Here is a 26,801-nt window from a genome sequence, read left to right on the forward strand (position 1 = left end):
AACGTGTCTCCGATGTGGTTTTTGTGGTGTTGCGGTGGTGGTTCAGGTCGGCGGCGGGGTGCTCCGTGCGTTTGACGCGTCACGCGATGCGACGGCAAACACGGCGCTGGCCGTGGCGAGTAGGCGGCCTTCCGCGTCGAGCACTTCGGCCTCGCAGAACGCGAGCGTGCGGCCGCTGCGGCGCACGCGTGCGTGTGCGGTGATGTGCCCGCGTGCCGGGCGCAGATAGTTGATCGTGAGGCTGGCCGTGCCGAGGTTGTCGAATGCACCGCTCGCGCGTGTGGCCACGCCCATCGCCGTATCGAGCAGCGCAGCAATCAGGCCGCCGTGCGCGTTGCCGTGACGATTCGTATGCCGGTCGAGCACATCGCAGGTGAGCACAGCGGTGCCGTCGCCCGCGTCGACGAGCGTGAAACCGTTATCGAGACAGAACTGCGATTCGATGCGCAGTTCGCGGTCGAGGTCGGCGGCGTCGCGGCTCATTTCGCTTCCGGCGAATCGACGGTCTGCGCGCTCAACATCGGACGCAGCATCGGATTAAGACCGGTGCGGGCCACGCGGCTCGCCAACTGGCGACCGAGCGCCGTCTCGCAGGCTTGCGAGGCAGCCATCATGGCCGTCAGATCGATGCCCGTGTCGACCCCCATCGTTTCGAGCACGTTGACGAAGTCTTCCGTGCAGACGTTGCCGGTCACGCCACCACCGTATTGCACCTTCGCGGGATGACCGCCGGTGCCACCGAACGCCACGTCGAAGTGACTCACGCCCGCTTCAAGCGCGGCGAGGTAGTTCACGATGCCGGTACCGCGTGTGTCGTGGAAGTGGGCGATGGCGTGCACGTCCGGGAACGACGACAGCATCTGCGCGAACAGTGCCTTCGTCGACGCCTGTGTCGCCACGCCGATGGTGTCGCCGAGCGTGATGTATTTCACGCCGAGCGATGCGAAACGCGCCACATCTTCCATGACGCTAGCCGGATCGATGGCCCCTTCGAACGGACAGCCGAACGCTACAGAAATCGTGCCGACCAGACGGAAACGACCTTGCGCTGCCTTTGCCATCGCTTCGACGCGCAGCCATTGACCGGCCCGCGACTGCTTGAGGTTGCGCTCCGAGTGCGAATCGCTCGCCGAGACCAGCAAGCTGATTTCGTTGACGCCGATCCCGGCGTCGAGATCGGTCAGCGCGCGCTCGACGGCGCGCGTGTTCGCGCACGTCGCCTTGTAGTGAACGCCATCGACGCGCGGCAGCACGGCGAGCAACTCGCTGGCGTCGGCGAACTGCGGGACCACGGCAGGGTTGGAGTAGGACGTGGCTTCCACACGGCGAAAGCCTGCGCGCGCGAACTGGTCGATCAGGTCGCGCTTGGTGTCGGTGGCGAGGAAGGCGGTCTCGTGCTGAAGGCCGTCGCGGGCGAAGCATTCGCACAGGATCAGATCGGACATGACAGGCGGGCGTCGAGCGCCAAAAGTGAGTTCGGATGGAGCGCATGAAATCACCTAATGTGATGCAATGTCAAATAATTTATAAATCGCCTGGCAAGGGGTTTCCCTTAATTTGTTCGAATAATTGCGATGTTTGTGCGGTGTAAAAACTTCTTCACGATTATTTTGTTTGACGACGTCACATTTTGTGGATTAGGCTAGCCGCCATACCCCGACTCACCTCTGGCTGATGAATCCGATGTCCCGAAACATGACGTATCCCGACTCCCTGTTGATCGAAGATCGCGGCGCTGTGCGCGTGATCACGATGAATCGCCCCGACAAGCGCAACGCCCTGAACAACGAGCTGACGCAGGCACTGCTGGCGGCACTGCGCGAGGCCGACGCCGATCCCGAAGTGAATGCCATCGTGCTCGCCGGTGCAGGGCAGAGCTTCTGTGCCGGGGCCGACGTCAAGGAATTCGGTGGCTTCGTGGCGGGTGGCAGCGACGCCGATGCCGCGCAGGCCGCGCTCAAGCGTGCACACCTCACCACGTCGCTGCATCGTGCGTTCGTCGAGATCGGCACGCCGGTCGTCGGTGCGGCGCAGGGTTATGCGATGGGTGGCGGCGCGGGGCTGGCGCTGGCTTGCGATCTGCTGGTCGTGGGCGAGAGCCTCAAGCTGGGTTATCCGGAACTGAAGCACGGCATCGTGGCTGCCATCGTGATGGCCAATCTCGTGCGTCAGGTCGGACGCAAGACCGCGTTCGAGCTGGTGTCGACAGGCGATACGGTCGACGCGTCGCGTGCGCTGGCGCTCGGACTTGCCAATCGTGTCAGCCCCGATAGCACGCTGGTCGACGACGCCGTGGCACTTGCCGCACGACTGGCCGACTACGATCCGGTGTCGATGACGGCGACCAAGCGCCTGTTCCATCGCGTGGCCGATTTGCCGCTCACGCAGGCGTTCGACGTCTCGCTCGATACGAACCTGATGATGCGCAGCTTTCCCAAGCGCGCCCCGAAGTCGTGAACGCGCCGATGAAGCCGCTCGCAGGCGTGACGATCCTCGAACTGGCGCGCGTGCTCGCGTGCCCGTTCGCCGACATGATCCTCGCGGAACTGGGGGCGACGGTCATCAAGATCGAGCAGCCGGGCAGCGGGGACGAGACACGCACGTTCGAGCCGAAAGTCGGCGACGAGTCGGCGTACTACTTCGCCTGCAACCGCAGCAAGCAGTCCGTGACGGCGAACATGAAGACGGAAGCGGGGCGCGCGATCATTCGCGATCTCGCGTCGCGCGCCGACGTGCTGCTGGAGAACTTCCCTGTTGGCACCCTCAAGCGTTATGGCCTCGATCAGGCGGCGATGCGCGAAGCCAATCCGAAGCTCATCTACGTCTCATGCACGGGTTTCGGTCAGACCGGCCCGTATGCGAAACGTAAGGGCTACGACACCGTCTTTCAGGCGATGGGCGGGCTGATGAGTCTGACGGGCGAGCGCGGCGGCGGACCGGTCAAGCCGGGGCTGCCGATTGCCGATCTGTCGTCGGGTTTGTGGATCGCCATTGCGATTCTCAGTGCCTTGCAGGGGCGCACGCAAACGGGCGCAGGCTGCCACGTCGATTTCTCGATGCTCGACGGTCAGGTCAGCCTGCTGACGCTCGCTGCGGGTCGTTACTTCGCGCTGGGTGAAGTGCCGCCGCGTTTGGGCACGGAACACCCGGGGCGCGTGCCGTCGGCCACGTTCGAGTGCAGCGACGGCGCGTATGTGCACATCACGTGCAGCGATCAGCACTGGCTGCCGTTGTGCGAGTTGCTCGGCCTTGATGAACTCGCGGCCGACGCCACGCTGTCGACCAATGCGGGCCGTGTCGAGCATCGCGACCGTCTCATGGCGGCGTTGACCAAAGCCATCGCCGGCAGAACGCGTCGCGAGCTGTGCGACGCGTGCGACGCCGCCGGTGTGCCCGCTGGCCCGATCCAGCATGTCGACGAAGTGCTCGCCGATCCGCACGTGCTGGCACGCGGCATGGTGAGCGAGTTCGAGCATCCATCCATCGGCAAGTTCGGCGCGCTGCCGGTGCCGTTCAAGTTCGACGGCTTCGCCGATCCCGAAGTGGGGCGTCCGCCGTTGTTGGGCGAGCACACCGATCAGGTGCTGGCGACGCTCGGTTATGCCCCGGCGCAGATAGCGGATTTGCGTCGCGACGGTGCCATCTGAATTCGATTCGATGTTAGGAAAGACAAGCATGAAAGATTGGGAGACATTGGAGATCGTGCGTCAGGACGCGGTCGTCGAAGTCGTGCTGAACCGGCCGCAGCAGCGCAACGCGCTGAACGCCGCGATGTGCGACGAACTGCGCGCCACGGTTCAGGCGTTGCGCGACGACGACTCGGTGCGGTGCGTGATCGTTCGCGCCAACGGGCCGGTGTTCTGCGCGGGGGCGGATCTCAAGGAGCGTCAGGGCATGAGTCTTGACGATGTGCGCGCGCGCCGGATCAAGGCATTTGCCGCCTACGACGCCATCGAGCAGATCGGCAAACCGTGCATCGCGCTCGTGGAAGGTCCGGCCATCGGGTCGGGCGGCGAGATCGCCATGGCGTGCGACTTCATCGTCGCCACCGATGCCGCCGCGTTCCGCACGCCCGAAGCGTTGTGGGGGACGGTCGGTGCCACGCAGCGCATGCCGCGTGCCGTCGGTAAGCGTCTCGCGAAGGACATGGCCTTCACCGGTCGCACGTTGTCGGCGCAGGAAGCGCGCGACGCCGGACTGGTGTCGCGCATTGTGCCGGCGGATGGTGCGCTGGACGCCGTACGTGTGATGGCGCAGACGATTGCCGCTGCGCCGCCGCTGGCGATGCGTCTCACGAAGGACTGCATCGACCGCGGCGTCGAAACGGACCCCGCAGGTGCGCTCGCCATCGAGATGCTCGCCATCGACACGTTGCTGCAAAGTCCTGACTGGGGAAGCAAGATTGCGCGCTTCGGCAGCGGTACGAGCAACGACGTCGATCATGCAGCAAACCAGGATACGAAGCAGGGAGGCGGTCATGCCTGAAGTTCATGACGTAGGGCACGAGAGCTACGCGAGCCTGTTCGGGCTCGAGGGTCCGGTCACGCTGCCTGCCGTTCTCGCGGCGCGTGCACGTGCAACGCCGGACGCCGAAGCACTCGTGATCGAAGGCGAGCGCATCGACTATCGCACGCTGGCCGAGCGCGTCGCTCAGGCGGCGGCGCGCATGGTGCATGTTGGCGTCCAGCATGGCGAGCATGTCGGCATTCTGATGGGCAACTCGGTGGACTGGGTGGTGCTGTTCTACGCGGCGGCATCGATTGGTGCGGTCGCGGTGCCCGTCAATACCCGATTCAAGTCCGACGAACTGAACTACTGCCTGAGTCAGGGCGACGTGCGCGTGCTGTTCTACGTCGACACGTTCCTCAACATCGACTACACGGCGCTGCTACGCAGTGTCGAGCCGGCGTTCGATGCGCAACTGCCGGGGGACTTTCTGCCGCTGCTGCGTCGCGCTGTGATGGTGGGCAATAGCACACGTGGTTTGCCGGAAGGCGTCGAGCATTTCGATGCATTGCCGGACACGCCTGCGTTGCGTGACGAAGTCGCGCGCCGCTCAGCGGCCGTCTCGCCCGACGACGTGCTGCTCATTCAGTACACCTCCGGTACGACGTCGTTCCCGAAGGGCGTGCTGCTGCGCCATCGCAACATGCTGATGAATGCTGCCGCATCGGCGCAGCGCATCGGTGTGCGTGCCGACGATCGCTACTTCAGCGTGCGCCCGTTCTTTCACGTGGCGGGCACGACGATGTCGCTGCTCGTCTCGCTCGTGACCGGCGCGTGCTTGCTGTCGGTGCCGTCGTTCGATGTCGCACGCGTGCTGACCATTCTCGATGAAGAGCGCTGCACGCTGACGTCCGGCAACGACACGATTTTCCTGATGATGATGGGCCACCCCGAATTCCGTCGCGAGCGCATTCACCTGCGTGGCGGCTGGGCGGCGGCCGGGCCGGAGATCATGCAGAAGATTCACGACGTGATGGGCGTGCCTTACATGGTCGGCGCATACGGACAGTCGGAAGCGTCGCCCAACGTGGTGCTCAACGACTGGCGCGATCCGCTCGAACTGCGTGTGGGCGGCTGGGCGAGTCCGCATCCCGGTATCGAGATCCGCACGGTGTCCCCGGAGACGGGTGACGTGCTCCGTGCAGACGAGCCCGGAGAGATTCAGGTGCGCGGCTGGAGCGTGATGAAGGGCTACTACAACAAGCCGAAAGAGACGGCGCAGGCGTTCAGCGACGACGGCTGGCTGCGCACGGGCGATCTCGGCGTGATCGACGGCGAGGGGCGCATGCGCATGCTCGGCCGTCTGAAGGATGTGTTCCGCGTCGGTGGCGAGAACGTCGCGCCCGCCGAAGTGGAAGAGACGCTGTTCACACACCCGGCGGTGCAATTGGCGCAGGTCGTAGGTGTGCCCGACGCCCGTCTGGGCGAAGTGCCTGCCGCGTTCGTGGTGCTGCGCCCCGGTGCGGACGTCACGAGCGAAGCGCTGATCGACTGGTGCAAAGCGCGCGCCGCGAATTTCAAGGTGCCGAGATACCTGCGATTCGTCGATTCGTTCGACGGCATCGGCATGACGGGTAGCTCGAAAGTGCAGAAGAACAAGCTGCGCGACTACGCGATTCGGGAGTTCGGTTTGTCCTGACACCTGACGGCCGGGCGTCGATGGACACGACGTCGGCCCCCATCCGAACCTCATCAAAAAATCAAGATTGGAGGAGACATGACTTCACATACGACGACGGCTTCACAGCCGTTCGGCGGGACAGACACGCCCGGCGCAAACGCGGCCGGTCAGGTGGTTGAGGAATCGACCTACCGCAAGATCGCCTGGCGCACGCTGCCGTTGCTGTTCGTTTGCTACATCATCAACTACATCGACCGGGCGAACATCGGCATCGCGCAGATTCAGTTCAAGGCGGATTTGCATTTCAGCGATCTCGTCTACGGTATCGGCGCGGGATTGTTCTTCGTCGGCTTTCTGCTGTTCGAGGTGCCGAGCAATCTGATGCTCGCCCGCATGGGCGCACGCAAGACGCTGTTGCGCATCATGACGCTCTGGGGCGCAGTCTCGTGCGCGATGATGTTCGTGCGAACGCCCACGGAGTTCTATGTCGCGCGCATGTTGCTCGGCGCGGCCGAGGCGGGCTTCTTCCCCGGACTGATTCTGTATCTCAGCTACTGGTTTCCGGCGGAGCGGCGCGCGCGTGTGACGGCGTTGTCGTTCGTCGCGATTCCGATTGCGACGATGATCGGCGCGCCGACGTCGGGCTGGATCATGCGCAGCTTCCATCAGATTCACGGGCTCGCAGGCTGGCAGTGGATGTTCCTGCTCGAAGGCATTCCCGCCATCGTGCTCGGTGTCGTGGTGTTCTTCGCGCTGGAGGATCGGCCGGAGCAGGCCAAATGGCTGAGCGACGACGAAAAGGCACGGTTGACGCATGTGCTGAACGAGGAACGTCGTCAAAAGGCAAGCAAGGGTGGTCATGGCCACGGCGGTACGCTGGCGGCGCTGGGCGACTGGCGCGTCTACGTGGCGGGGCTGGTGTCGTTCTGCGCTTACGTGCTGGCGAGCACCATCGCGTTCTTCGCGCCGCTGGTGATTCAGTCCACTGGTGTGAAAGATCCGTTCCACGTGGGTCTGCTCTCGGCGATTCCGCCGGTGGTCGGTATCGTATCGATGCTGATCGTAAGCCGTCATTCGGACCGTCAGCGCGAGCGTCGCTGGCACGCCTCGGTACCGCTGATGTTTGCGGCGGCGAGTCTCATGGTCATGCCGTATCTGTCGCACAACGTCGAGTTGGCCGTGATCTTGCTGGCGGTGGCGACGGCGGGGCACCTGTCGAGCTTGTCCGTCTTCTGGACCATTCCATCGACGTATCTCGCCCCCGCCAGTGCGGCGGCCGGGATCGCCGTGGTGAGCAGCATCGGTGCGCTGGGCGGGCTGGTCGGGCCGAGCGTGATCGGCTACGTGAAGACGACGACGGGCAGCCTCGCACTCGGCTTGCAGGTCGCCGGATGCTTCGTGCTGTTCGGCAGCATTCTGTTGCTCGTGGGTATTCCTGCGCGGCTGTTGCCCAAGGGTGTTTCGCGTCAGTGATTGCTCCCGTGATTGCGTTCCCGCGACGGTGCGCAATCCGTGTGGAATCAAGGCATGTGCGGGTTTGACCGGGCACGGGCGAGGCGATAGCATGACGCCATTCCTTTCCCCGCCTACCGGCTGAATCGTCACATGCCCAAGCCCAACCCCTCGCGCTCGCCCGAACCGGCGAGCGCAGCACCGTCCGACTTGCGGCACCTCACGTCGTTTCAACTGCGCCAACTGACGAACATCTACACGAAGGGTTCGTCCAGCGTGTACGAACGCAACTTCGGTCTGACGCTCAACGAATGGCGCTCCATCGCATTGCTGCACAGCAGCGACGGCATGTCGCTCAACCGGCTCGCCGAGCAGGCGCAGTTCGATCGCGGGCTGATGAGCCGTACGGTGACCGCGCTTGAAGCGCGCGGCATTCTTCAGCGCAGCACCGACAGCGCCGATGCGCGCGGTGTCGTCATCTCGCTCACGGCCCACGGCCGTGACCTCGTAAAGCAAGTATTCCCCGTCGCCGAAGAACTCAACGACCGTCTGTTGTCCGTGCTCACACGGGCAGAGCGCGATGCATTGCCGAAGATACTTGACAAGCTCACGTATCAGGCAAGGATCATGCTGGATCAGGAGCGGGAAGAGGCTGGAGAAGGGCTCTGATTGAGTTGCCGGTTTTGCGGTAAATTGTTTGACAATGCATCATATGTCCCTTAGATTGACGAGCATCGTCAATGCGCGTCTACGCGGTATTTCGAGGGACTTTTCATGCTTCAGACCCGCCTCACTCGGCTGTTGAATATCAAATATCCCATCATCCAGGCCGGGATGAGCTGGGCGTCGTCCAACGCGGCGTTGCCGACTGCCGTCTCGAATGCGGGCGGGCTAGGCGTGATCGCCGCCGGACCGATGTACCTCGATGCCTTTCGTGACACCGTGCGCGAAGTGAAGGCCGCCACCGACGGCGCATTCGCCGTGAACATTCCGTTGTATCGCCCGCAGGCCGAGCAGTTTCTCGACGTCATCGAAGAGGAAGGCGTGCCGGTGGTGATTGCGTCGCAGGGCGGACCGAAAGCGCATCTCGAACGCTTTCAATCGCGCGGCGTTCGCTGGATTCACGTGGTCTCGACGATGCCGCACGCGCGTAAGGCGGCGGATGCGGGCGTAGATGCGCTCGTCGTCGTGGGCGCAGAGGCAGGCGGGCATCCACCGGTGAACGGCGTGAGCACGCTTGTGGCCGTACGTCGCGCGGTCGTCGAATTCGATCTGCCGATTGTGGCGGGCGGCGGCGTCGCGGACGGTTATGGCGTGGCGGCGCTGCTGGCGCTCGGTGCGGATGCCGTGCAACTCGGCACGCGGTTCCTCGCCACGCGCGAAGCGGGCGTGCACGAGAACTACAAGCGCGCGGTGCTCGATACCGATATCGACGGCACGACGCTCGTCGGCGTGCGCGGCCTGCCTGTTCGCATGACGCGCAACCAGTTTGCCGAGCGCGTGTTGCTGGCCGACAAGGAAGAGCCGGACGCCGCTGCGTACGACACGCTGTTCAAATCCAGCTCGCTCAAGCAGGCCGCGCTCGATGGCGACGTCGAGTGGGGCAAGGTCGAACTCGGTCAGTCGGCCGGGCTGATCGCCGATCTGCCCGCAGCGGCAGACGTCATGGCGCGTCTGGTGGAGGAGTGCGAGCGCGCGGCACGGCGATTGGCCGGTTGAACGCTCGCCCTGTCCGCAGACCACCGATTTCGTCATTTTTTTGTAATTTCTGCGTCAGTTCGCTGACGCCCCTCGCTCCTTAGACTGGCTTCACGTTGTTCACCGCAACGTCCCAATACCGGTTGTGAAGCCACGACGTTATCCCGTCAATCTAAGGAGCTACCATGCCCACTCGTCAACTGCGCGCCATTGCGGCGCGTACCGCCACCGCCGGCGCGCTGCTTGCCGCCGCCGTCTTCCCCGCACTGTCGGCCCATGCCGCGACGACGGATTCATCGGCTAGCGGTCCGATCAAGAACATCGTGCTCGTGCATGGCGCGTTCGTGGGTGGCGCGGGCTGGCGTCCGGTCTACGACCTGCTGGTCAAGGACGGCTATCACGTCACGCTGGTGCAGGAGCCGCTGACGTCGTTCCAGGAAGACGTGACCGCGACCAAGCGTGTGCTCGACGGCCTCGACGGCCCGGCGGTGCTCGTCGGCCACAGCTACGGCGGTGCGATCATCACCGAGGCGGGTAACGATGCGCATGTGAAGGCGCTGGTCTATATCGCGGCGCATGCGCTCGACGTGGGCGAGACCGAAGCCAGCAACGGCAAGAAGTTTCCGAATCTGACCAAGGCCGTCGTGAAGACGCCCGACAACTATCTCTACCTGAATCCGAAGGACTATCCGGCCGACTTCGCCGCCGATCTGCCGCGTGCGCAGGCCGAGTTCGAAGCCAACGCGCAGATGCCGACGGCCGCGTCCGTGTTCACGGCGCTGATCCCCGATCCGGCCTGGAAGACGAAGCCGTCGTGGTATATGGTCGCGAAGGCCGACCGAATCATCAACCCGGATCTGGAGCGGATGTATGCTGCACGTGCGCACGCGCACACCGTGGAGATCGAAGGCGCAAGCCACTCGGTGTATGAGTCGCACCCGCAGGCGGTGGCCCGTCTGATCGAAGAAGCCGCAACGGCCGCAGGCAAGTAAGTTCGCGGCGCAGGCAGTTTAGGCCAATGGGATGGCGGTCCGCTCGGGCCGCCGTCGCCATTGGCGTGCTGGATGAGTGAGACACCATGCGCATTCTGGTCATAGAAGACGAAGCGAAGACGGGTGAGTATCTGCAAAACGGGCTGACCGAGGCGGGCTATGTCGTGGACGTCGCGCCGAACGGTATCGACGGCCTTCACATGGCGCAGGAACTCGCGTACGACCTGATTCTGCTCGACGTCATGATGCCCGCGATGGACGGCTGGACCGTCATGCGCAAGCTCGGCGACCGCACCCGTACACCGGTGTTGTTCCTGAGCGCGCGCGGCACGCTCGAAGACCGGCTCAAGGGGCTCGATCTCGGTGCCGACGATTATCTCGTCAAGCCGTTCTCGTTTGCGGAGTTGCTCGCGCGCATCCGCATCATCCTGCGACGCGGGCAGCCGCAGCCGGTCGACGACGTGCTGCGTGTCGGCGACCTTTGCGTGGACGTGACGAAGCGTCGCGTCGAGCGCAGCGGCACGCGCATCGCGCTCACCAACAAGGAATTCAATCTGCTGCTGTTCTTCGTGCAGCATCCCGGCGAAGTCCTTTCGCGCGCGCTGATCGCGTCGCGCGTGTGGGACATGAATTTCGACAGCGACACGAATGTGGTCGACGTGGCGGTGCGGCGTCTGCGTCAGAAAATCGACGAGCCGTTTGCGACCCGTCTGATCCATACGGTGCACGGCGTAGGTTATCGCTGCGAGGCCATCGAATGACGGACACACCGGTGACTGGCAAGCGGATGTCGCTCAGCACGCGTCTGGCGTTCGGCTTCGCGCTGATGGCGTTCGTGGCGATGGCCGTCGTCGGCTTCGTGCTGTACTGGAAGCTGGAAGCGCAACTGGTCGTGCGTGACGACGGCGCGCTGGTGACGCGTGTAGACCAGTTGCGCACGCTGATGCAGGACGTCGACGCGCACGATCTCATTCGCGACAAGCCGCATCTGTTCGCCAATATGCTCGGCAATACGGAGTCGCTGCTGGTCGTGGGCTACCCGGGCGAGTCGCCGCTCATCGAAGTCAATCCGGGGCATGCGCGCGTGCCACCGGTCACGCCTGTCGGGCCGGACACGCCGCTCACGCTCGACGCCGTCCATCACACGCAAGCGACCGATGGCACACCGTTCATCTATGTCGCCGCGACGGCGCACGGTGTAGCGGGGCAGCGCGATCTGCAAATCATGTCGGGACGCCTGATGACCGAGCGCACGCGCATGCTCGGTGACTACCGGACGCAGATTTTCCTGTTCGCGACGACGGCCGCGTGCCTGGCGGCGCTGTTCGCGTTCTGGCTGGCGCGACGTGGCATGCGTCCGCTGCGACGGCTGGCGGGGCAGACGGCGTCCATCGGCGTGGGTACGCTCTCTACCCGTCTTCCGCAGCGCGACACGCCGGCAGAACTGGACGTGCTTGTCTCATCGATCAACGCAATGCTCGGCCGGCTTGAGCGAGGCTTCACGCAGTTGCAGCAGGTCTCGGCGGATATGGCGCACGACCTGCGCACGCCGATCGGCAACTTGCTCGGGCAGACGGAAGTGGGTTTAAGCCAGACGCGCGATCCGGCGTATTACCAGCGGCTGCTGGGATCGAACTTCGAGGAGTTGCAACGCCTCTCGAAGATGATCGACAACATGCTCTTTCTCGCGCGCGCGGAACATGCCGATCACGCCATCGACCGGCACTCGCTGTCGGTGGAGAACGAATTCGAGCGCATTGCCGATTACTTCGAAGGGCTGGCTGACGAGCGCGGCGTGCGTATCGAGCGCGAAGGCGGCGGTGAAGTGCTGGCCGACGCGCAACTCCTGCGTCGCGCGATGGCGAACCTGCTGGCCAACGCAGTGCGGCACGCGGACGAGGGCAGTGTGATTCGTCTGATTGCGGAGCAGCACGCGGGGGAGACGTGGCTGCACGTCGAGAATCGTGGCCCGACGATTGAACCGGCACATCGCGAGCGGCTGTTCGACCGCTTCTACCGTGCCGACGCGTCGCGACAACGCTCGTCGGAGTCGAGCGGGCTGGGGCTGTCGATCGTGCGCAGCATCATGCAGTTGCACGGTGGTGCGTGGCGCGTGACCAGCGACGACGGGGTCACGCGCTTTACGCTGGTGTTTCCGAAGGGGTGACGCCGGTCGCGGGGGCGCCGCTGTTTGCCGTTCAGTTGTCCCTCGTGTCCTGCATCAGCGCATGCCGCCGTTGATGGGGAAGTCGGGTTTGGCGTCCTTGGTGGCGAGTCCCCATTTCTTCATCAGCGCGTCATAGGTGCCGTCTCGTTGCAGTTTGAGCAGGGCCTGCCGCATGACGCTCGCGAGTTGCCGTCCCTTCTCGTCGACACCGAAGCCGATGCCATAGGGCGCTTCGGCGTTGTAGTGAATGACCTTGTACTTCGCGGGAAACTTGGCCTCGTTGTAGTAGCCGACCGGCGAATCGACCCAGGCGACCTGGCTGGCACCGGTGGATAGCGAGAGCAGCGTCATGTTCGAGTCGGGGTACGTCGCCACCGAAATAGGCTGCTTGCCGTCTTTCTGGCATTTTTCACTCAGCTTGGTCGCTTTTTCCATGGAAGCCGTGCCGCGCGGCAAGGCGAGTTGCATACCGCAGAGCGCGTCGAGCGACGGGATTGTGACTGCCTTGGAGGGCATGGCGACGACCGTCATGCCCATGTCGAGGTAATCGACGAAGGTCACCACTTTTTGACGCGACGAAAAGTCTGCAAGCGAGAGCAGTACGTCGAAGCGGCTGGCACCCAGACCGGGGATGAGGGCGTCGAACGACGATTGCGCAAGCTTTATCTTCAGATCCAGCACCGCCGCCGCCGCAGAGAGCAGTTCCGGGGTGAACCCCACGATGTTGCCGTCGCCGTCGACGAACTTGATCGGCGCCACGTCGGGATTGACCCCGGCGGTCAGTGTGCCGCGCTCACGGTAGAACTTCGGGACTTGTGCCGCGAGCGCGGGGTCGACCTTGATGGCCGGACGAGCGGAGGGATCCAGCGCGCGCGCGGGACTCACGATTCCGAGCCAGGCGAAGACACATGCTGTCGCGAACTTGAATTCGATCTTCATACGAAAACCTCTGGATGTCGGCAGATCGGGGGGTATCAGGCGGCTTGTTGAACGGTGCGGGCGAAATCGCGGTGATGCCAGAGCAGACAGTCGGCAGCCCCCTCGTCGTTGACCGTCGCGCGGGTAATCTGGCCGACGATAATGCTGTGCGTAAAACCGTCATGCACTTTAGCCAACTGGCATTCGAATACGACGACCGCTCCCGTCAGTGTGGGGACGTCGAGTTCCCCGGCTTGCCAGTGCACCGGATCGAAGCGCTCGGGGCCGCGCAACGAAGTGAAGCGCTTCGCCACCGCCAGTTGTTCTGCGGACAACAGGTTGACGGCAAAGCGCCGTGTTCGAAGGATGACGTCATGCGCCGACGCTGTCTTGTTCACGCACACCAGGATCGTGGCGGGATCGGCCGACAGGCTGCACACCGAAGTGGCGATCAGGCCGGACGGCACGCGGTCTTCATACGTGGTCACCGCGGTGATGCCGCTGGCGAAGCACGTCATGGCATGTCGAAAGACGTCGGAGGAAACTTGGTCGTTCATACGAATACCTCTAGAGTTCTGATGTATCGCGCGACGTGTGCGGCAACTCCGGGCCGCACGCGTCGCGCCAGATCGCCTTCAGCCGCCGAATAAGGGCGCACCGAGTCCGAGATTGCCTCGCAGCGTCTGTGCTGCGTACTCGGTTCGGAACAGGCCGCGACGACGCAGTTCGGGAAGAATGAATTCGATGAAGTCGTCGAGGCCGCCGGGAAGCGTCGCGGGACAGAGATTGAAGCCGTCGGCGGCACCTTCTCGGAACCACGACTCCATATCGTCGACGATGTCCTGCGCCGTGCCGATCAACTGGCGTCCGCCCGAGGCGCGAATCTTGTAGAGCTGGCGAATCGTGAGGTTGTCGCGACGGGCCATCTCCAGCAATCCATTGCCGATGCTGCTGACGGGACCGGCGCTGGTGGCCGGCACCGGGCCGTCCAGGTCGTAGCCGGACAGGTCGCCGAGCACGCTATAGAGAATCGACAGACCGCTTAGCGGGTCGATCAGCTCCTGCAACTGATCGAACTTGTCTTGCGCCTCCTGCCGTGTGCGGCCCACATAGGGCGTGAGCCCCGGCATGATCAGGAGTTGGTCCGGCGTGCGACCGTATTTCGCGAGTCGGCCTTTCAAATCGTCGTAATACGCCTTGGCCGATTGAATGTCGAACGATACGCTGTACACCACGTCGGCGTTCTTCGCGGCAATCTCTCGCCCGGCGTCGGCAGCGCCGGCCTGAACGATGATGGGCCGGCCCTGCGGCGTGCGTGCCGAATTCAGCGGACCGCGCACCTTGAAGTGTTTGCCCTTGTGGTGCGGGACGTGCAGTTTGCTCTCGTCATAGAAGATGCCGCTGGCCTTGTCGCGGATAAACGCATCGTCTTCCCAGCTGTCCCAGAGCTTCTTGACGACGTCCACGAACTCGTCGGCCCGCTCGTATCGCTCCTCATAGCCCAGATGTTCGTCGCGGTTGAAGTTCCACGCTTCTTGCTGAGACCACGACGTGACCACGTTCCAGCCTGCACGTCCGGCGCTGATGTGATCGATCGAGGCGTACTTTCGTGCGATATGGAACGGCTCGTTATAGGTGGTCGAGGCCGTCCCTACGAGGCCGATATGCTTCGTGCAGGCGCCGATTGCCGCGAGCAGCGTCAAAGGTTCGAGTTCTGCGTTTTTCGCATCGCGCGCCGCCGATCCCGGGGGCGTGTCGGAGGCTCGCACGCCAACGCCGTCCGCGAAGAAAATCATGTCGAATTTCGCCGCTTCGGCCTTGCGCGCGCTCTCAAGGAAGTAGTGAAAGTCGATTGCGCCGTCGGCGGGAACATCGGGATGCCGCCACGCCGCCATGTGATAGCCCAGATAGCGCATGGAGACACCCAGTCTCATCATTCCGTCGTTTGACATTTCGAATCCTGTTTAATCGAGTGTGATGGCGGGGCGCGCGTCGCCCGAGCGTCGCGCGCACGACTCGCCAGACTTATGCGCGAGCGTTCGCGAGAAAGCGTTGGCTTCGCGCCGTGCCACCGCCCTGGAAGATGTGCTCGGGCGAGCCGTGATCGACGATGCGGCCACTGTCCATGAAGACGACGTGATTCGAGACCTTTCGGGCGAATTCCATTTCATGGGTGACGACCACCATCGTGGTGCCGGTGCTCGCGAGTTCTTTCATGACGTCGAGCACCTCCTGAACCAGTTCCGGGTCGAGTGCGCTGGTCGGTTCGTCGAACAACATGACTTCCGGCTCCATGGCCAGCGCCCGGGCGATCGCGACTCGCTGCTTTTGCCCGCCGGAGAGCTGCGACGGGTAATGATTCATCTTGTCGGACAGGCCGACGCGGACAAGCAGCGACTTGCCACGCTCCACGACGTCCTTACGCGCGGCACCACCGACGATGCGCGGCCCGGAAAGCACGTTGTCGAGCACTGTGTAGTGGGGAAACAGATGAAACCCCTGGAACACCATGCCGAAGTACCGGCGCTGCCTGTCCAGTTCCTTTTTCGGCAACCTGACGCAGCGTGTTCCACGCATCTCGCTGCCGAGCACTTCGCCGTTGAACGTCACGACGCCGGAGTCGATCAGATCGAGCATGTTGATGCAGCGAAGCAGGGTGCTTTTGCCCGATCCCGACGGGCCGATGATGGCAACGACGTCGCCGCGATACAGATTGAAATCGATGCCGTGCAGCGCGGTAAATGCGCCGAACTGCTTCGTCACGTTGCGCATTTGCAGCAACGGTGGCTGCGCTTGCAGATGAAGGGCGTCATGGTGTGAGTCGATCACGGGTGGACTCCTTTGCCGAAGCGCTTTTCGAGGAGGAGCTGCCCGCACATGGCCAGACTGGTCAGGAACAGGTACCAGAGGCAGGCGACGGTCAGCAGCGGAATGGTTTCGAAGGTCGTCGAATAGATCAGTTGGACGGTCGTCAGTAGCTCGACGTAACCAATGACCGAGGCCAGGGACGTGTTCTTGAACATCGTGATGAGTTCGTTGGCCAGCGGCGGAATGATGACGCGAACCGCCTGGGGAATGACGACGTGCCACATCATCCGCATGTCGCTCATGCCCATCGCTTTGCAGGCTTCGCGTTGTCCCTTGTCGACTGCGCCGAGGCCGCTTCGGAAAATCTCCGCACTGTGGCCGCCGAGATAGATCGCCAGTCCGATCGTGGCAGCGCTCAGTCGCGAGATCACGTTGCTGGTATCGATGTCGAACAGATTCAGGTTCAGAAGCGGTATCGGCAGATAGAGCCGAGGTACGAGCGCCGAGATGAAAAACAGGAACAACAGCATCGCCAGCGTCGGCGTCGCACGAATGATCCAGATGTAGGCGAACGCCGCACCGCGCAATACCGGGTTGGTGGACATGCGGCACGCCGCCACGATGGCGCCGAGCACGAGGCCGAGGGCACTGGCAAGTGCCGTAAGGATCAGCGTGTTTCCAAGGCCCGCGAGCACACGGGCGTTGAAGAGGTAACGGGCGACGACGTCCCACTGCCAGCGCGGGTTGTCGATGAACCATTGGTAGAAAAGGATCAAGGCGACGCCGAACACCCCGTACCAGAGCCAGTCCGATTTCTTCGGGCGCGGGTGAATACGCACGTCCGGTGCGGGCGCGGGTGAGGTGTCGTCACGCGTCGCCGGGGGCGGGAGCGTGTACGCAGTTTCGTTGCTCATAAGGTGAGTCATCCTCCGGAAGATTGGGGTAAACCCCCTTTCCAACACATATCGTTATTGCTGATGATCTCCCCGTACAACCAAATAGAATTGGGGATATCGGAAGATTAGAAAGTCAAAATCCGCTTGTGAAATGCTTTCTTTTTGCAAATCGATAATGTTTTGTTATTGGATGCTCACGTGAAACTCCGCCAACTCGAAGCCTTTCGCGCCGTGATGCTGCATCAGACGGTGACGCTCGCCAGCGAGATGCTGCACATTTCCCAGCCCGCGACCACACGATTGATCGCCGATCTGGAGCGATCGCTGAAATTCACGCTGTTCGAACGGGTCAAGGGACGGCTGTATCCGACGGTGGAAGCCCGTGCGTTGTACGAGGAGGTCCAGCGCTCGTTGGTCGGCGTCGACCGGATCGCGCGGGCGGCCGACGAGATCCGGAATATGCAACGGGGCACGCTTCACGTTGCGGCGGCACCCGCGTTGGCGCTTTCTTTTATGCCGCACGCGATTGCGGATTACCTGAAGACACGACCGGAGGCGCATGTGTCGATGGTCATGCACTCAACACGCTCCATCGTCGATATGGTCATGGGGCAACGCTGCGATGTGGGCTTCGCCCGGCTGTCGCTGAGTCATCCGACGGCGAACGCCTCGCGACTTGTCGCGGCCAAGATGATTTGTGCCTTGCCCGCAGGACATCGCCTTTGCGAGCGTGATGTCGTTGGGCCGAGCGATCTCGACGGCGAGCGATTTGTCGCGCACCCGCGCAGCGTGGAAGCGCGATTGCAGATCGATGCATTGCTCGCGTCGCACGGCGTGGAAGTCAAAATGCAGATGGAGAGTCAGATTTCGTACGCCATCTGCTCATTTGTCGAAGCGGGGGCCGGCGTTGCGCTGATCGACGCGTTCAGTGCGTGGAGTTACCGTGGCACCGGTGTGGTGTTCAAGCGCTTCGAACCGGCAATATTCACCGACACTTCGGTGCTGACGCCTTCGCAGCGTCCGGTGCCGCTGTTGCTCAATTCATTTGTGGAGCATGTGCGGGCGTTTGCTCGTGAGAAGCTGGGCGACGGCAATCTTGCGGGGGCATAGCGACGCCGCTACGCAAATCCGCTTTTCGTATAATCCTGCGCTGACCTCTCACCTTCCATCGACGCAGGCAACCGCATGAACAGCAGGAACAAGGCGACACTCATTGGACTGAGCGCAGTGGTGCTCTGGGCGTCGATTGTGGCGCTGATTCGCGGCGTGAGCGAAAGCTTGGGTGCGACGGGCGGCGCTGCGGCGATTTACTCGGTGGCCTCGCTGTTCCTCGTGCTGACGGTCGGCTTCCCGAAGCTCAGCACGTTTCCGCGCCGCTATCTGCTATGGGGCGGCTTGCTGTTCGTCGCCTATGAACTGTGTCTGTCGCTGTCCATCGGCTACGCGAACACGGCGCGTCAGGCGATTGAAGTCGGTATGGTGAATTACCTTTGGCCGACGTTCACGCTGGTTTCCGCCATTCTCTTTAACAAGCAGCGCGCGAACTGGCTGGTGGTGCCCGGCTTCTTGTTGTCGATGCTCGGCATCTGCTGGGTGCTCGGTGGCGATCAGGGGCTCGATCTGCCCGGCATGCTCGTCAACATCGCCGATAATCCGCTGAGCTACGGACTGGCGTTCGTCGGCGCGATTATCTGGGCGGGGTATTGCACGGTGACGGCGCGCATCGCAGACGGCAAGAATGGCGTGACACCGTTCTTCATGCTGGTGGCCGTTGCGCTCTGGATCAAGTATTTCGCCGGTGGTGGCGGCGCGATGTCGCTGGACCTGCACTCGGGGATCTACCTCGTACTGGCCGCCGCTGCAATGGGTTTCGGTTATGCGGCATGGAACGTGGGCATTCTGCGCGGCAATGTGACGATCCTCGTCGGCGCGTCGTATTTCATCCCCGTGCTGTCTGCGGCGCTCGCCGCGTTGCTGCTGCACACGCCGCTGTCCGCACCGTTCTGGCAGGGTGCGTGCATGGTCTGCGGCGGTTCGATCCTCTGTTGGCGGGCGACGCGCTCCCGGAAAGCGCGCGTCGCCACGTCGTCGTGAAGTCCGCTCAGGCGTCTAGTCAGGCCGCCTCTTTGACCATCGTCGGATAATCCGTCAGGCCGCGTGCGCCACCACCGAACAGCGTGTCGCGATGGTGCAATGCCAGCGGCGCACCGACACGCACGCGCTCCGGCAGATCCGGATTGGCTACGAATGGACGCCCGAAACCGATGAGATCGGCCCATCCCTCCGAGACAGCTTCACGCGCACGCTCCGCCGTGTAACCCCCTGCGTAAATCAGCACGCCCGGATACACCGCACGCAACTTCAGCTTGAACTCGACCGGCATTACCGGCGCGTCGTCCCAGTCGGCTTCTGCGATGTGGATGTAGCCGACGCCGAGGTCACCCAACAACTTCGCTGCGGCGAGATACGTCGTTTCCGGATCGGCATCGACGCAGCCGTTAAGTGTGGTCAGCGGCGCGAGACGGATGCCGACGCGCTTCGCATCGCCCACGCCGTCGATTAGCGCTTCGGTCACTTCGCGCAAGAAGCGCAGGCGGTTTTCCAGCGAACCGCCGTAGGCGTCCGTCCGCGTGTTGGCGTTCGAGTCGATGAACTGGTTTACGAGATAGCCATTGGCGCCGTGCAACTCCACGCCGTCGAATCCGGCTTCGATGGCGTTGCGGGCCGCCGCACGGTACTGGTCGACGATCTCACCGATTTCCTTGATGCTCAGCGCGCGCGGTGCCGATGCCTGCACAAAGCCGGGCGTCGTGCCGTCTTCGCCAGCGATGAAGACGTTCACGCCTTCCGCCTGAATCGGCGACGACGACACGGGCTGACGGCCGCCGAGCAGGCTTGTGTGGCTCAGACGTCCCACGTGCCACAGCTGCGCGAAGATATGACCGCCAGCGGCATGCACTGCCTCGGTCACGGTGCGCCAGCCAGCGACCTGCGCAGGTGAATGGATGCCGGGCGTCCACGCATAACCTTTGCCGAGCGGCGCGATGTAGGTGCCTTCGCTGACGATCAGACCGGCACCGGCGCGTTGCGCGTAGTACTCGGCCATTAGCGCGTTGGGGACATCGCCGGGCTGGCTCGCACGCGAGCGGGTCATCGGCGGCATCACGATACGGTTCGGCAGCGTAAGTGGGGTATGCGCGCCGAGTTGCAGCGGTTGAAACAGAGGGTCCTGAGTCATGATGTGTGCTGTGTTGTCGTCGTTGCCCGCAGGCAACGACTTAAAGGTTCGATAGCGGACGCGATCAGTCGTCCCACTTGGCGGCCAGCCCGTCCGGGCTGACTTCGCGGCCGTTGCGGTCGAGCGCGGCGATCTGCGCCATGTCGTCGTCCGTCAGACGCAGCGTTTGCGCCAGCAGATTGCTCGCCAGATTCTCGCGCTTGGTCGACGACGGAATCACCGAGAAGCCGCGTTGCAGCGCCCAGGCGAGCACCACTTGCGCGGGCGTGGCCTGATGACGTTGCGCGATCTTGCCGATCACGGCGTCGCCAAGCACCTTGCCGTAGGCGAGCGTCATGTACGACGTGACGTGAATGCCCTGTTCTTCAAGGAAGCCCACGAGCTTCGGGTTTTGCAGATACGGGCTCAGCTCGATCTGGTTGGTGGCGATGGCGTCCTTGCCGACGGCGGCCATCGCCTGCTTCGTCAGTTCGATGTTGAAGTTCGAAATGCCGATCTCGCGCGTGAGGCCCTTGGCCTTTGCGTCGGCCAGTGCCGTCATGAATTCGTCGAGCGACACGCCGTTGTCCGGCGCGGGCCAGTGGATCAGCGTGAGGTCGACGTAGTCGGTGCGCAGCTTCTTGAGGCTGTCTTCGAGGCTGGCAGCGAGCTTGCCCTTCGAATAGTTCTCGACCCAGATCTTCGTGGTGAGGAACAGATCGTCGCGGGCGACGCCGGACGCGGCAATCGCCTGCCCGACTTCGGCTTCGTTGCCGTAGATCTGTGCGGTGTCGATGGCGCGGTAGCCGAGTTCAAGGCCGGTACGCACGGAATCGATGACAACCTGGTCCTTGAGGCGGAACGTGCCGAGACCGAAAGCGGGAATGTGGCTCATTGTGAAATCCTTAATCAATTGGGTGACGAAAAACGTGCTGCTGTGTGTTGTGAGTTGAAACCGGCGCTCAGTTACCGACTGTCTGCATCGGCGTGCGGTGCATCGCCATTTGCAGCAGCACCAGCAACAGGCCCGATCCGGCAATCAGCGCACCGACGATGGGCACGGCCGTGTAGCCATAACCGGCGGAAATCACGGCACCACCGGCCGCGGCCCCCACGGCATTACCGAGGTTGAAGGCACCGACATTGACCGACGACGCCAGTCCCGGCGCTTCCGAGGCGGCACGCATCACACGCATTTGCAGCGGCGGCACGAGGGCGAACGTCGCGATGCCCCAGACCACGACCGCAAGGGCGGTGCCGATATGCGTGCGGGCCAGAATGGGGAAGGCGAGCATGATCGCGACGAGCAGCACCAGAAAGACGATCAGGCTGGTGTTGATCGAGCGGTCGGCGAGCTTGCCGCCGGCGATGTTGCCGACCGAGAAGCCGACACCGACCAGCACGAGCATCGCGGTGACAAAGCCGGGCGATGCGCCAGTGATGGTTTGCAGCGTCGGCGCGATGTACGTGTACAGCGTGAACATGGCGCCTGCACCCAGCACGGTCGTCGCCATCGCCATCAGCACGACCGGGCGTGTGAGCACCGACAACTCGCGACGGACATCAGGCATGCGGCCAGCTTCGCCCGTGGGCAGCGCGAAACGCAGTGTGAGCATGGTGATCAGGCCAAGCCCTGCCGTGGCAGCGAACGACATGCGCCAGCCGATGGTCTGGCCGAGCCACGTGGCAGCAGGCACCCCGCCGATATTCGCAATCGTCAGCCCCATGAACATGGTGGCGACAGCGCTGGCCTGCTTCTCACGCGGTACTACGCTGGCGGCAACGATGGAGCCCAGCCCGAAGAACGCGCCGTGGTTCAGGCTCGTCACGAGGCGGGCGAGCAGCAGCGTCGTGTAGTTGGCGGAGACGGCCGAGAGCAGGTTGCCGATGGTGAAGATGGCCATCAGCGCGATCAGTGCCGTGCGGCGCGACCAGCGCGACATGATGAGCGTCATGATGGGCGCACCGATCATCACGCCCAGGGCGTAAGTCGTAATCAGCATGCCTGCGGTCGGAATCGAGACATGGACGCCCTCGGCAATCACGGGGAGCAGACCCATCGGCGAGAACTCCGTCGTGCCGATGCTGAACGCGCCGATGGCCAGGGCCAGAAGGGACAGCGTGGCATGTGCCGACGATGTCGAGGTTTGGGGGGAGGACTGGTTCATGACGGGAATTCCCGGGTCGGTGAAGTTGAAGCGCAGTCTGCGCTCTTTACTTTTGCGGAAAAAGTAGCCTATAAACGAAATTATTTTGATTTCAGATCAACAATGAAGATCACGCTCGACGAACTGCAAGCCTTTGTGGCCGTGGTGGATACGGGGTCGATCACGGCAGCGGCCCAGCAGCTGGACCTGACGGTGTCGGCCACCAGCCGGACATTGGGGCGTTTGGAAGAGAAGCTGAAGACGACGCTACTGCGCCGCACGACCCGCCGGTTGGAACTGACGGAGGAGGGCAACGCGTTCTTGCTGAACGCGCGCGCGATCATCGATTCGGTCGAAAGTGCGGAAGAGCAGATGGTCACGCGGCGCGAAAAGCCGTCCGGCCGACTGCGTGTCGATGCCGCAACGCCGTTCATGCTGCACGTGATCGTGCCGTTGGTACCGGGCTATCGCGAGCGCTATCCCGAGGTGGAACTGGAACTCAACAGCAACGAGGGTTTCATCGATCTGCTGGAGCGTCGCACGGATGTCGCCATCCGGATTGGACGGCTGAAGGACTCGACGCTGCATAGCCGGCTCATCGGCAACAGTCGTACGCGCATGTTCGCGAGTCCGGCGTATCTGGAAAAGCACGGGCATCCGCGCCGAGTGGAGGATCTCGCGAAACACACGCTGCTTGGCTTCTCGCAACCGGAGTCGCTGAACGTGTGGCCGATTCTCGGCGCAGACGGCGAGCCCTATCGAATCGTGCCGGATGTGATGTCGTCGAGCGGGGAGACGCTGCGGCAACTCGCGTTGGAAGGGACGGGCATCGTGTGCCTGTCCGATTTCATGACGGTGCGTGACTGCGAGGCGGGCCGTCTCGCGCCGGTGCTGGCGCGTCAGGCGCAGGACGTGCGTCAGCCGATTCACGCCGTGTACTACCGCAACACGGCGATTTCGGCGCGCATCGCCTCATTCGTCGATTATCTGGTGGCCGAGCTTCGCGCGCAGATGGCGACGGGACAAGCGAAAGGATGGGTGGCGCAGTAGCGCACGACTGCCGCAATGCATTGGCGCGGTGGGCCGGGGGGATCCCACCGCGCCGCCACATTACGCGACCACCGCCTGACGCGGGTCTGCGCTCGCCAATGCCTCGGCACGGGTGGCGTTGCTCGGCGGATAGATCCACTGCGTGTTGATCTCCGTCTTCAGCTTCTTGCCTTGCGCACCCTGCAACACGACCTGACGATCCCAGCCTTCCGTGTAGACAGCGCCCCACGGACCGAGGTCGAGACACGTCACGTATTTCGGCTGGTTGTAGGGGATCGGTGCTTCGCCGATCAGGTCTGCTGCCACGTTGTGGCCTGCCGAGCGTCCCAGTGAAATCGCGTGCTGGCATGCCATCATGGTGGCCTTGTCGCCGCCGTCGGTGGTCGTCGCACGGGCGCAGTCGCCCGTAGCGTAGACAGCGTCCAGACCGATCACTTTCAGGTTAGCGTCGACATACAGACGGCCGAAGGCGTCGCGCTCAGCCGGAATCTGCGCCGTGAGCGTGTTGGCGCGCGCGCCGGCCGTCCAGATGACGGTGTCCGCGTCGATGCGCTCACCGTTCTCCAGCGTCACACCATTGGCGTCGATATTCGCGACGCCCGATCCCAGTTTCCACGTCACACCCAGTTCCTGAAGCGCCTGCGTAATCACGGGGCGCGGACCCGGACCGAGATCCGGGCCGATGGCGTCGTTGCGCTCGACCATGATCACGCGCACGTCAGCGCTCTCGCCAAGGATTTCGCGCAGTCGCGACGGCATTTCAGCGGCGGTTTCGATGCCGGTGAAACCTGCACCGGCGACCACCACGGTGTTGCGGCTGGCCGTTGCCGGGCGGCTCGCCAGACCGTCGAGATGCGCTTCGAGCTTCACGGCGTCGGCAATCTGGTCGACGTTGAACGCGTGTTCCTGAATGCCCGGAATCGGCGGGCTGAACAGGCGGCTGCCTGCGGCGAGCACCAGACGGTCGTAGCTGATGGCGCCATGCGGGGTCTGGGCGTCGAGATCGGCGATCGTCACCATCTTGTGTTCCACATCGATGTGCGCGACACGCCCCTGAATGAACTGCACGCCAACCGTGTCGAAAAGCTTCTGCAACGGGGCTTTCATACCGCCGGGGTTCTTCTCGTACAGACGGGGACGAATATGAAGATGCGGCTCCGGCGCGACGAGGACGATTTCCACGTCGGTGCGTCCGGCCATGTCAAGCAGACGCGCAGAAGCCAGAGCGCTCCACGTGCCGGCGAAGCCTGCGCCGATGACAAGAATACGTTGGGTCATGCTGATTGCTCCTGAAAACTCGGGGGGAGGAGTGAATTGGGGGCGGTCGTCGTTGTGAACCGCTAACGCCGATTCTATGAGTCGGAGTTTCGTCGCGCAAGTCTTTTTTTGCAAAGGACGTGTCTTGTCCCGGAAGTTTCGACAGTTCTTGTCACTGGTCCATCTCATACCCGGCGGATAGAGTCTTCAGTGAACGACTGTCAGAGAGATCATGAATACGTTGCTAACTTTCAAACACCTTGAGACGCCCGGCGCGGTACACGCGGCCTATCCCGTCATGAAGGAACTTCGTCCGCATCTGGCCAGCGCCGAGGCTTTCGTCGAGCAGGTGGAGGCTCAGCGCAAAGAGTCTTACCGCCTGTTGGGCGCGTTCGACGGCGAACGCCTGGTGGGCCTTGCGGGCTACCGTCACGTGACGAACCTGCTGTATGGCCGCTTCGTCTATGTCGACGATCTTGTCGTGGCGGCCGACAACAAGCGGGGCGGCGCGGGGTCGCAACTGCTGGGCGAGGTCAAGGCGATTGCCCGTGAGGCGGGATGTGCCAACTTCGTGCTCGATACCGGGCTGCATATGCCGCTCGCACAACGGTTCTATTTCCGCAACGGTCTGCTCGCGAAAGGCATGCACTTCATGGAACCGTTGACGCCTTTGGGCGAGGCGAGCCGATGAGAAGTCTTCTGCTCAACGCCAGCCCGCATGGTCCGGCCAGCCGCGCATTCGGCATGGCCCAGACGTTTCTGGAGAACAATGCCCGGCGATATGGCGATGCCCCGGCGATCGTGCGCGATCTGGTGGCGTCGCCGTTGCCGCCGATCTCTGTCGAATACGCCACGGCGATTACGTCTAGAGAGCCGGATCCGGCGCATTTCGTCTTGTCCGAGCAACTGATCGAAGAGATCGAGGCGACGTCGTTTCTCGCGATTGCCACACCGATGCATAACTTCACGGTGCCGGCGGCGCTCAAGTTGTGGATTGATTATGTGTTGCGCATCGGGCGCACGTTCGCGAGCACGCCCGAAGGCAAGGTGGGATTGCTCAAGGACCGGCCGACCATCGTCATCATCGGGTCCGGCGGTTTTCACACCGGTGAGAATGCGCGGCAGCCGGACTTTCTGACGCCGTATCTCCGGCACGCACTGAGCTGCATCGGTATCAAGGATGTGACGTTCTTCCCCATGCAGGGGATGGTCATGCCGCCGCAGGCCGAGCAGGCGATGCTCGACTGCCAAAAGGATCTGAGCCGTTATCTCGAACGGTGAAGAATGGGAAGCGGTCGCGCAAGGGTTGCGCGACCGTCAGGCATTGCGTGCGCGTTAGTGCCGGTGTTTGGCATTAGTGCGATTAATGCGCACGTCGTGCCGCAGCGCGATCGTCGAACCACGTGATGACGCGCTTGCCATACGCCGCCGGCGCTTTCGCGTTCACACCCGCAGCCAGATCGGCGAGCGTGTGCTTGCGCAACTCGGCCCGCATGCTTTCCTCGGCCGATTGCATGATCGCGTTGATCGAGCATTTGCCTTTCGACGCCCACGCGGGCGGATCCCCTTCGAACAACGCGCACTGACGTCGCACTTCGCGGCAATCGAACAATCCCTTCTCGCCGTCGATGGCGACCACGACGTCATGCACCGTGATGTCCTTGCTGTGCTTCGCCAGCGAGTAGCCGCCACGCACCCCTTCCGTCGCCACGACCAGCCCTGCCTTTGACAGACGGGTGAAGAGCTTGGCGGCATACTCCACCGGAATGCCCTGCATCTCTGCGAGATCGCGCACGCTGGCGTCGCGAACACCGGCAGACGAATCCGCGAGGTAGAGCAGGCAGTGCAGGCTGTATTCGACGCCGGTGCTGATGAAGGACATGGTATTGAGTGTGACGTTGTGACGGGCACAGGCCGAGGTGGCAAGGCGCGTCGTTGTGTTCGCGAGCGACGTTTCATAACGGCGACCGAGCGGATCGGCGTAATTATAACGCCAACCCGACGCCGATACCCATCCGATGCTGTTAGCTCATCCCGGTGTTGAGCACCCGGGGTACGATGACACCTGTCTG

Annotated in this window: 27 protein-coding genes; 15 read left to right on the plus strand and 12 right to left on the minus strand. The window is 63.1% G+C overall.

The window, feature by feature from the left end:
- Window positions 1-42: 42 nt before the first annotated feature.
- Together PAQ31011_RS09710 and PAQ31011_RS09715 are read right to left on the minus strand one after the other, a co-directional pair.
- Window positions 43-483: a PaaI family thioesterase gene (locus PAQ31011_RS09710; protein ID WP_150575591.1), complete on the minus strand. Its 441-nt coding sequence runs from the start codon at window positions 481-483 to the stop codon at window positions 43-45.
- Complete coding sequence (locus PAQ31011_RS09715; protein WP_150575592.1) at window positions 480-1,445, minus strand: hydroxymethylglutaryl-CoA lyase; 966 nt, start codon at window positions 1,443-1,445, stop codon at window positions 480-482. Before PAQ31011_RS09715 ends, PAQ31011_RS09710 begins: the two co-directional genes overlap by 4 nt.
- Before the next feature lie 250 nt (window positions 1,446-1,695).
- Here PAQ31011_RS09715 and PAQ31011_RS09720 point away from each other — a divergent pair, with 250 nt between their 5' ends.
- The 10 genes from PAQ31011_RS09720 to PAQ31011_RS09765 all read left to right on the plus strand — a co-directional run bounded on the left by PAQ31011_RS09720 (window position 1,696) and on the right by PAQ31011_RS09765 (window position 12,436).
- Window positions 1,696-2,457, plus strand: coding sequence for an enoyl-CoA hydratase/isomerase family protein (locus tag PAQ31011_RS09720; protein WP_150575593.1), 762 nt, complete (start codon window positions 1,696-1,698; stop codon window positions 2,455-2,457).
- An 8-nt stretch (window positions 2,458-2,465) separates the two neighbouring features.
- Window positions 2,466-3,647 (plus strand): CaiB/BaiF CoA transferase family protein, encoded by a 1,182-nt coding sequence (locus tag PAQ31011_RS09725; RefSeq protein ID WP_150575594.1) that lies wholly within the window; start codon window positions 2,466-2,468, stop codon window positions 3,645-3,647.
- A 28-nt stretch (window positions 3,648-3,675) separates the two neighbouring features.
- Window positions 3,676-4,485 carry an enoyl-CoA hydratase/isomerase family protein gene (locus tag PAQ31011_RS09730; protein ID WP_150575595.1) on the plus strand — a complete coding sequence of 270 codons (810 nt, stop codon included), beginning with the start codon at window positions 3,676-3,678 and terminating at the stop codon, window positions 4,483-4,485.
- Entirely contained in the window at window positions 4,478-6,145 is a 1,668-nt protein-coding gene (locus PAQ31011_RS09735; protein ID WP_150575596.1) for an AMP-binding protein, read from the plus strand. The genes PAQ31011_RS09730 and PAQ31011_RS09735 overlap by 8 nt, the downstream gene beginning before the upstream one ends.
- Before the next feature lie 78 nt (window positions 6,146-6,223).
- Window positions 6,224-7,600, plus strand: coding sequence for an MFS transporter (locus PAQ31011_RS09740; protein ID WP_150575597.1), 1,377 nt, complete (start codon window positions 6,224-6,226; stop codon window positions 7,598-7,600).
- A gap of 132 nt (window positions 7,601-7,732) precedes the next feature.
- Window positions 7,733-8,248: a MarR family winged helix-turn-helix transcriptional regulator gene (locus PAQ31011_RS09745; protein ID WP_150575598.1), complete on the plus strand. Its 516-nt coding sequence runs from the start codon at window positions 7,733-7,735 to the stop codon at window positions 8,246-8,248.
- Window positions 8,249-8,353: 105 nt separating this feature from the next.
- Window positions 8,354-9,298, plus strand: coding sequence for an NAD(P)H-dependent flavin oxidoreductase (locus tag PAQ31011_RS09750; RefSeq protein ID WP_150575599.1), 945 nt, complete (start codon window positions 8,354-8,356; stop codon window positions 9,296-9,298).
- Window positions 9,299-9,462: 164 nt separating this feature from the next.
- Window positions 9,463-10,269: an alpha/beta hydrolase gene (locus tag PAQ31011_RS09755; RefSeq protein WP_150575600.1), complete on the plus strand. Its 807-nt coding sequence runs from the start codon at window positions 9,463-9,465 to the stop codon at window positions 10,267-10,269.
- Between the two features lie 86 nt (window positions 10,270-10,355).
- On the plus strand, window positions 10,356-11,030 hold the full coding sequence (locus PAQ31011_RS09760) for a heavy metal response regulator transcription factor (RefSeq protein ID WP_150575601.1): 675 nt from the start codon (window positions 10,356-10,358) through the stop codon (window positions 11,028-11,030).
- Window positions 11,027-12,436, plus strand: coding sequence for a heavy metal sensor histidine kinase (locus PAQ31011_RS09765; RefSeq protein ID WP_246179458.1), 1,410 nt, complete (start codon window positions 11,027-11,029; stop codon window positions 12,434-12,436). The genes PAQ31011_RS09760 and PAQ31011_RS09765 overlap by 4 nt, the downstream gene beginning before the upstream one ends.
- Window positions 12,437-12,490: 54 nt before the next feature.
- On the opposite strand, the gene PAQ31011_RS09770 is transcribed toward PAQ31011_RS09765, so the two are convergent.
- From PAQ31011_RS09770 to PAQ31011_RS09790, 5 genes are all read right to left on the minus strand, one after another.
- On the minus strand, window positions 12,491-13,375 hold the full coding sequence (locus PAQ31011_RS09770; RefSeq protein WP_150575602.1) for an ABC transporter substrate-binding protein: 885 nt from the start codon (window positions 13,373-13,375) through the stop codon (window positions 12,491-12,493).
- 35 nt (window positions 13,376-13,410) lie between these two features.
- A complete protein-coding gene (locus PAQ31011_RS09775) occupies window positions 13,411-13,911 on the minus strand; it encodes a flavin reductase family protein (protein ID WP_150575603.1) in 501 nt (166 codons plus the stop codon).
- A 78-nt stretch (window positions 13,912-13,989) separates the two neighbouring features.
- Window positions 13,990-15,306, minus strand: a complete 1,317-nt coding sequence (locus PAQ31011_RS09780) for an LLM class flavin-dependent oxidoreductase (protein ID WP_150575604.1) — start codon at window positions 15,304-15,306, stop codon at window positions 13,990-13,992.
- A 73-nt stretch (window positions 15,307-15,379) separates the two neighbouring features.
- The gene (locus tag PAQ31011_RS09785; RefSeq protein WP_150575840.1) at window positions 15,380-16,126 is read right to left on the minus strand and encodes an amino acid ABC transporter ATP-binding protein; all 747 of its coding nucleotides are present in this window, start codon (window positions 16,124-16,126) and stop codon (window positions 15,380-15,382) included.
- A 53-nt stretch (window positions 16,127-16,179) separates the two neighbouring features.
- Window positions 16,180-17,076: an amino acid ABC transporter permease gene (locus tag PAQ31011_RS09790; protein ID WP_246179460.1), complete on the minus strand. Its 897-nt coding sequence runs from the start codon at window positions 17,074-17,076 to the stop codon at window positions 16,180-16,182.
- Between the two features lie 180 nt (window positions 17,077-17,256).
- Between PAQ31011_RS09790 and PAQ31011_RS09795 the strand changes: the two genes are divergently transcribed.
- Both PAQ31011_RS09795 and yddG read left to right on the plus strand, forming a co-directional pair.
- Window positions 17,257-18,168, plus strand: coding sequence for a LysR substrate-binding domain-containing protein (locus tag PAQ31011_RS09795; RefSeq protein ID WP_039402311.1), 912 nt, complete (start codon window positions 17,257-17,259; stop codon window positions 18,166-18,168).
- Window positions 18,169-18,243: 75 nt separating this feature from the next.
- The gene (gene yddG, locus PAQ31011_RS09800) at window positions 18,244-19,152 is read left to right on the plus strand and encodes an aromatic amino acid DMT transporter YddG (protein ID WP_150575606.1); all 909 of its coding nucleotides are present in this window, start codon (window positions 18,244-18,246) and stop codon (window positions 19,150-19,152) included.
- Between the two features lie 19 nt (window positions 19,153-19,171).
- On the opposite strand, the gene PAQ31011_RS09805 is transcribed toward yddG, so the two are convergent.
- The 3 genes from PAQ31011_RS09805 to PAQ31011_RS09815 form a co-directional block, all read right to left on the minus strand.
- Entirely contained in the window at window positions 19,172-20,296 is a 1,125-nt protein-coding gene (locus PAQ31011_RS09805; RefSeq protein ID WP_150575607.1) for an alkene reductase, read from the minus strand.
- Window positions 20,297-20,360: 64 nt separating this feature from the next.
- Window positions 20,361-21,170, minus strand: a complete 810-nt coding sequence (gene dkgB, locus PAQ31011_RS09810; RefSeq protein ID WP_150575608.1) for a 2,5-didehydrogluconate reductase DkgB — start codon at window positions 21,168-21,170, stop codon at window positions 20,361-20,363.
- A gap of 67 nt (window positions 21,171-21,237) precedes the next feature.
- Window positions 21,238-22,443 (minus strand): MFS transporter, encoded by a 1,206-nt coding sequence (locus PAQ31011_RS09815; RefSeq protein ID WP_150575609.1) that lies wholly within the window; start codon window positions 22,441-22,443, stop codon window positions 21,238-21,240.
- Between the two features lie 102 nt (window positions 22,444-22,545).
- Between PAQ31011_RS09815 and PAQ31011_RS09820 the strand changes: the two genes are divergently transcribed.
- Window positions 22,546-23,472 carry a LysR family transcriptional regulator gene (locus PAQ31011_RS09820; protein WP_150575610.1) on the plus strand — a complete coding sequence of 309 codons (927 nt, stop codon included), beginning with the start codon at window positions 22,546-22,548 and terminating at the stop codon, window positions 23,470-23,472.
- Between the two features lie 60 nt (window positions 23,473-23,532).
- On the opposite strand, the gene PAQ31011_RS09825 is transcribed toward PAQ31011_RS09820, so the two are convergent.
- The gene (locus PAQ31011_RS09825) at window positions 23,533-24,750 is read right to left on the minus strand and encodes an NAD(P)/FAD-dependent oxidoreductase (protein ID WP_150575611.1); all 1,218 of its coding nucleotides are present in this window, start codon (window positions 24,748-24,750) and stop codon (window positions 23,533-23,535) included.
- Window positions 24,751-24,961: 211 nt separating this feature from the next.
- Here PAQ31011_RS09825 and PAQ31011_RS09830 point away from each other — a divergent pair, with 211 nt between their 5' ends.
- Window positions 24,962-25,420, plus strand: a complete 459-nt coding sequence (locus tag PAQ31011_RS09830) for a GNAT family N-acetyltransferase (protein ID WP_150575612.1) — start codon at window positions 24,962-24,964, stop codon at window positions 25,418-25,420.
- Window positions 25,417-26,010 carry an FMN-dependent NADH-azoreductase gene (locus PAQ31011_RS09835; RefSeq protein ID WP_150575613.1) on the plus strand — a complete coding sequence of 198 codons (594 nt, stop codon included), beginning with the start codon at window positions 25,417-25,419 and terminating at the stop codon, window positions 26,008-26,010. Before PAQ31011_RS09830 ends, PAQ31011_RS09835 begins: the two co-directional genes overlap by 4 nt.
- An 82-nt stretch (window positions 26,011-26,092) precedes the next feature.
- On the opposite strand, the gene PAQ31011_RS09840 is transcribed toward PAQ31011_RS09835, so the two are convergent.
- The gene (locus PAQ31011_RS09840) at window positions 26,093-26,611 is read right to left on the minus strand and encodes an RrF2 family transcriptional regulator (protein ID WP_150575614.1); all 519 of its coding nucleotides are present in this window, start codon (window positions 26,609-26,611) and stop codon (window positions 26,093-26,095) included.
- Between the last annotated feature and the right edge of the window lie 190 nt (window positions 26,612-26,801).

The organism is Pandoraea aquatica (assembly GCF_902459565.1).
Classification (GTDB): domain Bacteria; phylum Pseudomonadota; class Gammaproteobacteria; order Burkholderiales; family Burkholderiaceae; genus Pandoraea; species Pandoraea aquatica.